This window comes from Micromonospora sp. NPDC048999, assembly GCF_040649295.1.
Classification (GTDB): Bacteria; Actinomycetota; Actinomycetes; order Mycobacteriales; family Micromonosporaceae; genus Micromonospora.
The window spans coordinates 15,213-24,514 of the sequence record NZ_JBEZFI010000042.1 but is presented as its reverse complement, the minus strand read 5'-3'; the positions used below and the strand labels follow the sequence as shown (position 1 = coordinate 24,514).

Here is a 9,302-nt window from a genome sequence, read left to right as displayed (position 1 = left end):
CTCCTAACGACTGGTACGCGGGAGGTACCAACTGGGGGCCTCCCGCAGGGTGGGGACCGAGTGGCGCGCTACCGGCTCGGTGGTGGTGCGCTGCCGAGTGGCCGTCGGGGCCGGCTCGACAGAAGTCGTGGTGTCCGGCTCTTCGGCCGGCGCCGGCGCGGTGGCCGGCTCGTCGACGGGCGGCGGGGTGGCGGCGCGGGCCGCGAGCACCTCCGCGAGCTCGGGGAACGTCTCGGCGATCTCGTCGGCCAGGGCGCGGCGCGCGTCGGCGTCGAAGACGCCCAGGTGCCGTTTGATGCAGCGGGCGTCGAGGCCGAACTGGGCGATGACGCCGCGCAGTGCGAGGGCGTTGGGATCGAACGGCGAGCCGGCCGGCAACGACCGCACGCCGACGCTGGTCTGCGTATACGCCGGGAACACCACCGGGCCGAGCTCGAAGAGCTGCACCTCGGTGATCTCCCTGCGGATCGGACCCCGCTCACCCGGATCCTCCAGCAGGCCGGCCAGCTCGTCGTCGCGGATCTTCTTCCCGTCCCGGTCGACCCAGCGGTCCTGCATGACCCGGAACTTGAAGCTCATGCCACGGATGGCCTTGCCCTCGACCGCCTGGCGGATCGGCTCCACCACGTCGTTCGGGAAGAGTCGCGCCCTGGTGAACAGACCCTCGTCGTCCTCGTACAGCTCCTTGATCTCCGCGATCGGGACGCTGCCGACCCTCTTGTCGTTGCCGTGATCGAACTGCATCACCGGAGTCCGCTCGCGCAGGGTCTTCCTGAACGCACCCCGCTTGACGACCTCCTCGAACGAGCCGGCATACGACTCGATCACGGTCGGCTGGTCGAAAACGGCCCCGTACCCGCGCAGCGTCCGCCCGTCGTTCGGTTCGCCGTCGCCGGGCTCCGCCGCGCGGAACTCGAAGAACTGGGTGCGGACCTGCGAGCGGAGAACCTGGCGAGGGTCCACCCCGGTCATCGTGGTCATCTCGCACTACCTCCCTCGCGGCACCCGCCCGGGGCGCCGTCCTGGCCTTCAGCCGCCGTTCGCCGGCGGATTGGGGTCCCCCTCGCCGGGGGTCTGAAGCTGCACCGACACGTAGCCGGTGTGCACGAGCCGCGACCAGTCCGAGGTCTGCACCGCGGCGATCGCCGACTCGGCCGTGAAGCCGTCACGGACCAACGCAGTGATCGTCTGCGACTCCTTGTGCTGCACATTGGCCGCGTCCTGGGCATCCATATGAAGGAATGGAATGCCCTTCGTTGCCGGCCACAGGCTCGCGCCCTCGTCGGGCCGGTCGAGCAGCACCTCCAGGGCCGCCGCGGCGTGCGTCCACAGGTGTTGCAGCGTGCCGTCGGACAACCGGCGCCGCGCGGCCGTGAAGTTGCCCGCGTTCAACGCGCTGCCCTGCAGGCCCTCGCTGAATCCGACCCAGCTGGGTGGCACGCCGGCGGCCGAGGCCAACCGCGACTCCGCCTTACCCTGCACGACCGCGAAATCCAGCTGCTTCATGTCCGCGCCAACGGCCGTCGCGTCCGCGCCGCCGCCCAGATAGAGCGTCTTGTAGGCGTTCCACGCACCCTGGTGTTCGGCCTCGAAGACCTCGCGAAAGTCCTTGACGGCCTGCAACGAGATGCCGGGATCGAACCGGATGACCATGTTCGGCGTCGCCGCATTGCGCAAAAACGCCCGCTTGTGGTCGGTCATCAGGTTGTCGCCGCTGATGTCCCGGATCACCGGCGTCAACCAGCTCATGCCCAGGAAGACTCCGTCTGGGTCGGGCAGCGGAGCGTAGTGCGCCACCTCGTCCGGCATGAACACCTGCATCTTGCCGTTCGGCGGCTTGTACGCGTAGCCGAGCAGCTCGACGTCGGCCGCCTCTTCCGGCCGCTCCTCGTCCTCCTCGGAGCCCATCACGATGTAGGTCCACTCCGGACGCAGCCGCACCACCCGCGACTCCCGCCTCCGCCGCAGGCGACGGTAGAAGCCGTTGCCGGCCGTGGTGCCGTCCAGCTCCATCCGCGCCAGCAGGTGCGCGGTCGTCGCGCCCGGCCACGGCCGCTCCAGCACCCGCAACTCCGGCGACCCGAACAGGTCCGTCGGGGCGCCACCCACGAAGTGCGTCCACTGAAACCGGGCCTGGATGAACAGCTGCAACCGGGCCTGCGTCAGACCGAACACCGGGCCGTTGCTCCTGGCGACCTGCGACAGCGTCGCGCCGATGGCTTCCTCGTTCAGCGCGCCCATCGACGTCTGTAGGAACGGGTACGCGGATCCGTTGAAGCTGAACAGGTCCGCGAAATCCTGCATCGACAAGCTGCTACGGCTCGACTGGGCGCCGTCCGGCACCCACAGACCACGCTGCTGCTCGAAGGAGGTCACTCAGCCGGCCCTCCCTCCATCAGGTCAGCGCGAATGGCGTCTGGCTCGGTGTGTGCAGGCGCGGCGTGCCCAGCGCCCACAGCGCAAGAGATCCCGCCGTCACCAGATAGGCGCCCGGCGTCGACTCGTCCCACCGCCACCGGTCGCCAGCCGTCCGCTTCGCCAGCTGGCGCACCGCGGCGGTCATCTGCGCCTGGCCCAGCTGCCACACGTCCGGAGCGGCGCCCGCCACCGCGTCGTAGAACGTGCCCGCCGCCGCGGCCAAATCACTGGTGCCGGCCCGGATGATCCGCAGCCCTCTGCCCTCGGCCGCGTCGCCCAACGCCTTGTCGCCGCACACGATCGCCACCGGGGAGTGACGGGCCGCCAGTTCCGCGAGCCGGCTGATCGCCAACCCGGCGGGCACCACGTCGACGACGTCCAGCACACGGCCCCCGGCCACCCGCGGCCCGGCGGCGACGATCCCGGCCCACTCCCGTTCGGGGTCGATCTGTGCCGCCAGGACGTGCGGGTCGCCCATGACCGCCTGCAGGTCCAGGCGTGCCAGCCACTGCGGTTCGGTGATGACCCGCCAGCCGCCGTCGTTGCCGCCGATCTGCCGCGGCCAAATCCCCAGCCGCTCCCGCGCCCAGCCCGGCAGGTCGGCCGCCGCAGCCCGCTTCTCCCGGTCAATGCCTTCGATCGTCTGACCAGTGCCATTCGATCTTCGGATTTCCAGCGACGGGTTCGTTGCAGCCCAGTTCGCTTTGTCGTCGAGGTCGATGCCGTCTAGGCAGTCGAGATCCCCGCCGAGGCCATAGTCGCGGTAGCCGAGGGACGGGTCCTGCTCCCACGGCCCGTCCTCGCTGGTACGCGGCGCGGTCGGGTCGCCGCGGCGCCGCAGCGCGTACATCACCGCGCCGGTGTCGCCGGTCAGCGGCGGCGAACTGGCGTAGATGATCTGCGCGTTCGGGATGGCGGAGACCGTGTACAGCAGCGCCTGGTGCTGGTCGACGGTGAGCGCGAACGCCTCGTCGATGATGTTGCAGTTGCCGGAGAATCCGCGGCCGGAGCCCTTGCTGCGGGCGATGAACTTGATACGCGCCTCGGTGTCGAGCCGCTCGAAGCCCTCTTCCCCGTTCGTGTTATTGATCTTCACGAAGAAGGTGGCCGGCTGCCCGCTCTCGTCGACCTTGTCGAACTCGAACAGGTTCTCGTTGTCCCCGACCTGCCGGCCCAGCGCCTTGATCAGCGCCCGGACCCGCCGGAACGCCTCCATCGCGGTCTTGTACTCGTGAGCCGACCACATGATCAGCTGCTCGCCCAACAACAAAAACCCGGCCAGGGCTCGGGCTTCCAGGATGCCGCCCTTGCCGTTCTGACGGGTTACCCACTCGCAGTACTCGAAGCAGGCCCACTTGCCGTCGCCGCGGACCGCGAGGATCAGCGAGCCCGAGTCCTGCTGCCAGTCATCCAACGGCCGGCCAGCCCGGACCATCAGCTCAGCAGCCTCTGCCCCGAAGCTGCCGACGTACTCCGGGTGGGTCTCAACCCGCGGCTTGCGCGCGCCGCGCAGCGTCAATCCGAGCGGTGAGGTCAGCGACGCCACTGGCACGAACCTCACCGCCCTCCGAGTTGCCCGCCGTCAGCGGGACCTGACCGCCTCGCGCCGGCGCCGGGCGGCGGCCGCGGCCCAGCTGCTGCAACATCCGGGCCAGCGCCGCCTGCTGCTGCCGCGATTCCGTCAGCACCTGGTCGACCACGAGCGTCACCTGCTCGCCGGCGCGGGCCTGCCGCAGCCGCACCCACATCGCGTCACGGCCGTGCAGAAGCGCGTCCAGCCGGTCCAGGCGGTCCGCCGTGCGGCACGCCTCCTCCAGCAACACCAGGTCGCCGACCGTCATCCCCGGCATCTCCGCCACGGTCGCCGCCCACAGCCGCGCGCCCCGCTCCCGCAGCCCGGTCGGCGCCGCGGGCGGGTCGTCACCTGTAACGGTCGGACCACTCGACGGCACCTCCACCGGCGGTGGAACGCAGTCCTCCCGGCCAGGCAGACACAGGCCGTGATCACCGTTTTTGTGCGCCCGATGACGGCGAACACGCTCCGTCACCGTGTAGTCGGCCACGGGGGCACCTCCGCAAGATCACCGTTGCGGGGGGAGATCCCCCTGATGCGTGGGCGGGTCAGGGGTTGTTGATCTCCCGTGGGGACCCCTCCCCCCTGGGTTACCCTCCGTCACCACGCTCGCGAATGTCGCTCGGTCGTCGTGACTGTTCGTGATGCTGAGCGTCGTGCTCGTCGTAGTTGCGCGCCGAGTTGCGCGCCTGCGCTGCGGTTGCAGCTGGCATGGGTCATGCGGCGTGGGCCTGCTCCGCCGAGCGCTCGCGGTGTCGCGTGATCGAGATCGAGATCTTGTCCGCGAAGCATCAGCTGGTGGCAGTAGGGGCATGGGGTGCCGTAGGCCCTTGGGAGAAGTTGGGCCCGTGCCCGCTGGTGCTCCCAGCCCAGGCCGCGTTGGGTGGTGGTGCCGGTGTTGGTGCGGGGCATTGTCGTCACCTCGCCTGCGCTGGTCGCTGCTGGTTGGTGTCGCGTCCAGTGCCAGGGTGGGGCCGGGTGGGCGGGGGCCAGGCTGGTGGGGGGCCCTACTTGCGGCGGGCCCCGGACTGCTGGCCCCGCCGTTTGTTGGCCCGCCTCTCTGCCCGGTTGGGCCCGCTGGTTTCGCTGGCCCCGTGCTTGGCGAGATGCGCGGCCGCGGCGGCACGGAACGCCAGGTCTTGGCTGTAGGTGGCGGCGACGCTGAGGGCAGCGATCGGGTGGACGCTGGTGTTGGCGGCGATCTCGCAGACGGGCCGGATGTAGGCCCAGGGCAGGCCGGTGAGGCTGGCGGCCCAGGTGTCGGGTCGGCCGGTGTCGCGGAGCCAGGTGGCGATGTCGGTCTGGCTGGGGGTGGTGGTGTCGGCCGTCATGGTGTCCATGGTGGAACCGCCTTGGGTATGCGAACGGCCCGGGCGCGTATCGCAGCTCCGGGCCGTGGGCAGAGTTCGCCTAGATCAGGTGTGTGGACAAATCATGCGGCGGCCATGATCGGTTCGTCAAGTCGGCGGGGCCGTCCGCGGCCGGAGAGGTACTTCTCGGCTTCCTTCTCTTGGGCTTCGTCGAGCGGGTAGTAGACGTTGTGACCTACGCGGATGCGGGTGATGGGGTTGGTTTCGCGGTCGGGGTCGGCCCATTTGCGGATCATGTCGACGGTGACGTCTGGGCCGAGGGCGGCGGCGATGGCTCGGGCGGTGCCGTACTGGCGGCCGGCGATGCGGTGCAGGCTGGTCACGGGTTCATTCTCCCTCGGCCGGTCGATGGTCACAGGTGTCCGCCGTGCCCTTCGGGCAGCCGGGTGGCGTCGGCGTGCCGCCGGACGGCCCGTTCGTGGATTTGCTCGGCTCGGTCGGTGACTTCGGGTAGCGGGGCGTGGGCCTTGAGTGTGACGGTGACGCCGGGGCTGCTGATGGTGACCTCGGTGGGGGTGGTCTGGTCGGGCTGGTCGGCCATGGTCAGTCCTCTCGGGTGCGGTGCTGTGCCGGGTGGCCCGGGGCGTCAGTCAGTGAACCGGCTACGCCAGCTCGGGTCGGTGCGCAGTTCGGGGTGCCACCGCTCCATCTGGCGGCGGCAGATCCGCAGGTACAGCCGGCCGCGCAACCACTTGGGCACGGAGTTCAGCAGCAGGAAGATCAGGTTGTCGCGCACGATCGGTCCTCTCGGGTTGGCGCGTCCCCCGCGACCGCACCAGCGGCGTTCAGGCCGGCGGCGAGCGGGTGGTCGTGGCCCCAGATGTGCGGCACGTCGACCAGGCGGACGGGCATGCGGCAGGGGCAGGTGTCGCCGGCGCACAGGCAGTCGGGGCAGGTGATGGTCCAGGTGGGGCGTGGTCCGGTGGTGTGGGCCCGGAGTTGGCGGCGGGCGCAGCGGGGGCAGCGTAGGCCGGGGAGCAGCTGGCCAGCGTGGTCGAGGGCGAGGCGTTCGCGGATGGTCTGGTCGGCTTCGTCGAGCCAGAGTGCGAGTTCCCTCGAGGTGGCCGGGCGCAGCTGCGGGATGGCGGCCGCGAGGGCGGTGAGCGGGTCGCTGGCGGCGGGCAGCTGCAGGCGGTCGGCGAGCCAGGCGAGGGTCGCCGTGGTGCTCGAGGCGAGGCGGGCGAGGCGGCCGTCGCGTACCTCGGGTTCGAGGTGGTCGACGGCGGCGCGGGACGCCGGGTCGCCGTAGCCGTAGCCGCCTCCGCCGGCGGGGCCGATCATCGGCCGCCAGGCTTGGATGGCGGCGGCCGCCGCGATGGTGCGGGCTTCGGCGTGGCGTTCGGCGTGCTCGCGGTTGACGGCGTCGGCCAGGTGGCGGCGGGTGTTGGTGAGGGCGCCGGCGGCGCGGCGGGCGTGGAGGGTGTGCGGGTGGGTCACTGGCCGCCTCCGGTGCGGCGGATGGCGGCCGATGCTGCTGCGGCGCCGCGGCGTGCGCGGTCGGTCTGGTCGGGGTCGTGGTTGCAGAGCCGGCCGTCGCCGAGGTAGCCGCGGTCGTCGCAGAGCCGGCAGGCGTCGATGGCGGCGCGGGCAGCCTCGGCCAGTTGGCGGGCGCGTTCGGATTGGGCGCGGGCGTTGGCGGCGGCCTGGTCGCGGTCGTAGCGTTCGCGGGCGCGGCGGCGGTCGGCGCAGCGTCCGCACGACGGCGGGTCCGGGTCTTCGAGGTGGTCATCGCATCGGGAGGGGGGCGGCCCCGAGGCGTCGCCGGCCGGCGGCGTCTCGCGCACGCCCGCGCGCCCCCCAGTCGAAGACTGGGGGCGAAGACCGGGGCCCGAGGAACGAGGATCGGGGCTAGGGGAAGCACTACTTACGGCCGTAACTACTCCCCGTTCCCCGGGAGTACCGGCGGATGGGTTCGCGAGGGGTTCGCCGAACCCTTCGGGATGGGTTCCCGAGGGGTTTCCACCTGCGGATACGCCGCTCTCGGCTGCGGGTGCGGGCTCGGCGACGTCACGGTGGTCGTCAGGCCCTCCTGAGGGGTTGCCGGAGGGGTTCGGGAAGGCTTCCGGAGGGGTTCCGATCGCGTCGAGCATCGCCACGACGATCGGACGGGCCCCGTCGTGGATGTCGTCGGCGGCGAGCACCCGGCGCAGTTCGGCGGCGATGGCGGCGAGGATGGTCCGGCTGGACACGACGGCCAGGTGGTCGGCGGCCGCGCGGAGCACGTTGGGCTGCCGGTAGACCTTGTCGCGGCGGATGAACGACCGGATCAGGACTTCCTCGGTGTCCTCGTCGATCACGATGAACCGGGCGTGCTGCAGTTCTTCCAGGCGGTGTTCGACATCGGTTCGCGTCAGTCCGGCGGCGGACTTGCTCCAGCGGCGTTCGCGCAGTGCGAGTACGCCGTCGTGGGCGAGGTCGGGCTGCGAGCACAGGAACATGAACATGCGCTGCGCGCCCTCGCTGAGCGCGAGGAAGTCGGCGTCGGTCCAGATGCTGACCAGGATGCGTGCTTCTGAGCGGGCCACTACCACGCACCCCCGATCGCGTCGAGGTGCTGTGCGTCACGCTGCGAGGAATTGACGTGCCATGGCATCATTCGGCCAGGGCTCCTTCCGGTCGTGTTGGCGATCGGGTGTTGCCTCAGGCCGGTTCGGGTGTTACCAGCACCCGTTCCGGCCGTATTCATTTGCGCCTTGATCATATCGCCGCCGACAGCGTTAGTGATCAATTTCGGAAGCCTTCTTCCTCACACGTTCGCGTGATTGGTTCGGGTGGTGCGTGACCCCCGGGCCCGTTGGTGCTGGTCGGGCCCGGGGGTCGGGGTGGATCAGCGGCGGCCGGTGCGGATGTCGGCCTGGTAGACCTGCGGGTCGGTGTGGCCGGTCGGCTGCTGGCAGCCCTGCGCCCGCATGTGCCGCCGCTCGACGTCGACGAGCTGCTGGCCGTGGAACACGCCGACCGTGACGGGCGCGCAGCAGCAGCGGGTGAGGTGGGCGGGGACGGTGGCGGCGACGTCGGCGCGGGTGAGTCGGGCGGTGCCCTTGGGGGTGTTGCGGGCGGGGCCGTTGTGGATGCGGGTCACGGTTGTCCTTTCAGGAGCGGGTGTGCTTGCGGAACTGGGGTGGCTGCTGTCCGCGTGGTTTGCGGGCGAGGCGTTCGGCGTGGCTGAGGCCTCCCCACACGCCGTGGAGCAGGTGCGGCGGCTGCGCGAGCGCCCACTCCTCGCAGACGGATTGCAGTGGGCAGCGGCGGCAGATAGCGCGGGCCTTGGCGATGGCCTCCATGGCTCCGGGGCCGTTGTCGGGGAAGAACAGGTTGGTGTCCTCGCCGCGGCAGGCGGGTGTGATGCCGTCTTGGTCGGCCTGGTCGAGCCAGGCTGGCCATTCGCCCCAGTTGACGGAGGCGGAGCGTGCGCTCATCGGCGGCCTTTCTTACGTGGTGCGGGGCCGGGCGCTGCGGTCTCGTGTCCGCAGGTGCCGCAGCGGGTGGGGAAGAACTGGCGGCGGCCGACGTCGTACGGCTGGCCGGGGTCGAGGTTGCCGCCGCAGGCTTTGTCGCTGGTGAGGTTGCGGCAGGTGCCGACGGGGTGGCGTTGGGCGCGGGCGTCTTCCCAGGCGGCGGCGTTGATGTGGTGGCTGCCGGTGAGGCGGAAGCGGCGCCAGATGTCGGGGCCGTGGCGGGTGGGGATGAGTGGCGCCTGCTGCGTCACCAGGACCTCCTCAGGTGGTGCGGTTGAGCGGGTTGGCGACGAACCGGGCCAGGCGCAGCGCTGGCGGCCGCCCGGCGGCGACAGCGGCGATGACCGGGCCGGCTGGGTACCACCACTGCCCGTCGTGGTGGGCGCGGGAGATGCCCCGTCGGGCGGTCCAGACGCGGGCCGAGCTGCGGCGGATTTCCGCGAGCTCGGCGACCTGGGCGCTGGTGAGTAGGTCGATCACCGG

Annotated in this window: 14 protein-coding genes; all 14 read right to left on the bottom strand. The window is 71.1% G+C overall.

Going from position 1 to position 9,302, the window contains the following annotated elements:
* Window positions 1-3 precede the first annotated feature (3 nt).
* Complete coding sequence (locus AB0C02_RS28085; RefSeq protein WP_357551962.1) at window positions 4-981, bottom strand: HK97 family phage prohead protease; 978 nt, start codon at window positions 979-981, stop codon at window positions 4-6.
* A gap of 48 nt (window positions 982-1,029) precedes the next feature.
* Window positions 1,030-2,343 (bottom strand): phage portal protein, encoded by a 1,314-nt coding sequence (locus AB0C02_RS28080; RefSeq protein WP_357551959.1) that lies wholly within the window; start codon window positions 2,341-2,343, stop codon window positions 1,030-1,032.
* 52 nt (window positions 2,344-2,395) lie between these two features.
* On the bottom strand, window positions 2,396-3,964 hold the full coding sequence (locus AB0C02_RS28075; protein ID WP_357551958.1) for a hypothetical protein: 1,569 nt from the start codon (window positions 3,962-3,964) through the stop codon (window positions 2,396-2,398).
* Window positions 3,903-4,481, bottom strand: coding sequence for a hypothetical protein (locus AB0C02_RS28070; RefSeq protein ID WP_357551957.1), 579 nt, complete (start codon window positions 4,479-4,481; stop codon window positions 3,903-3,905). The genes AB0C02_RS28075 and AB0C02_RS28070 overlap by 62 nt, the downstream gene beginning before the upstream one ends.
* Before the next feature lie 517 nt (window positions 4,482-4,998).
* The gene (locus AB0C02_RS28065; protein ID WP_357551956.1) at window positions 4,999-5,322 is read right to left on the bottom strand and encodes a hypothetical protein; all 324 of its coding nucleotides are present in this window, start codon (window positions 5,320-5,322) and stop codon (window positions 4,999-5,001) included.
* Between the two features lie 101 nt (window positions 5,323-5,423).
* Entirely contained in the window at window positions 5,424-5,684 is a 261-nt protein-coding gene (locus tag AB0C02_RS28060) for a hypothetical protein (RefSeq protein ID WP_357551955.1), read from the bottom strand.
* Window positions 5,685-5,713: 29 nt separating this feature from the next.
* Window positions 5,714-5,902 (bottom strand): hypothetical protein, encoded by a 189-nt coding sequence (locus AB0C02_RS28055; protein WP_357551954.1) that lies wholly within the window; start codon window positions 5,900-5,902, stop codon window positions 5,714-5,716.
* A 45-nt stretch (window positions 5,903-5,947) separates the two neighbouring features.
* Window positions 5,948-6,097, bottom strand: a complete 150-nt coding sequence (locus AB0C02_RS28050; RefSeq protein WP_357551953.1) for a hypothetical protein — start codon at window positions 6,095-6,097, stop codon at window positions 5,948-5,950.
* On the bottom strand, window positions 6,082-6,798 hold the full coding sequence (locus AB0C02_RS28045) for a hypothetical protein (protein ID WP_357551952.1): 717 nt from the start codon (window positions 6,796-6,798) through the stop codon (window positions 6,082-6,084). The genes AB0C02_RS28050 and AB0C02_RS28045 overlap by 16 nt, the downstream gene beginning before the upstream one ends.
* Window positions 6,795-7,892, bottom strand: coding sequence for a hypothetical protein (locus AB0C02_RS28040; protein WP_357551951.1), 1,098 nt, complete (start codon window positions 7,890-7,892; stop codon window positions 6,795-6,797). Before AB0C02_RS28040 ends, AB0C02_RS28045 begins: the two co-directional genes overlap by 4 nt.
* A 296-nt stretch (window positions 7,893-8,188) precedes the next feature.
* Window positions 8,189-8,443: a hypothetical protein gene (locus AB0C02_RS28035; protein ID WP_357551950.1), complete on the bottom strand. Its 255-nt coding sequence runs from the start codon at window positions 8,441-8,443 to the stop codon at window positions 8,189-8,191.
* Between the two features lie 10 nt (window positions 8,444-8,453).
* Window positions 8,454-8,780 carry a WhiB family transcriptional regulator gene (locus AB0C02_RS28030; RefSeq protein WP_357551949.1) on the bottom strand — a complete coding sequence of 109 codons (327 nt, stop codon included), beginning with the start codon at window positions 8,778-8,780 and terminating at the stop codon, window positions 8,454-8,456.
* Window positions 8,777-9,070: a hypothetical protein gene (locus tag AB0C02_RS28025; protein ID WP_357551948.1), complete on the bottom strand. Its 294-nt coding sequence runs from the start codon at window positions 9,068-9,070 to the stop codon at window positions 8,777-8,779. The genes AB0C02_RS28030 and AB0C02_RS28025 overlap by 4 nt, the downstream gene beginning before the upstream one ends.
* 10 nt (window positions 9,071-9,080) lie before the next feature.
* Entirely contained in the window at window positions 9,081-9,299 is a 219-nt protein-coding gene (locus AB0C02_RS28020; protein ID WP_357551947.1) for a hypothetical protein, read from the bottom strand.
* Window positions 9,300-9,302 lie beyond the last annotated feature (3 nt).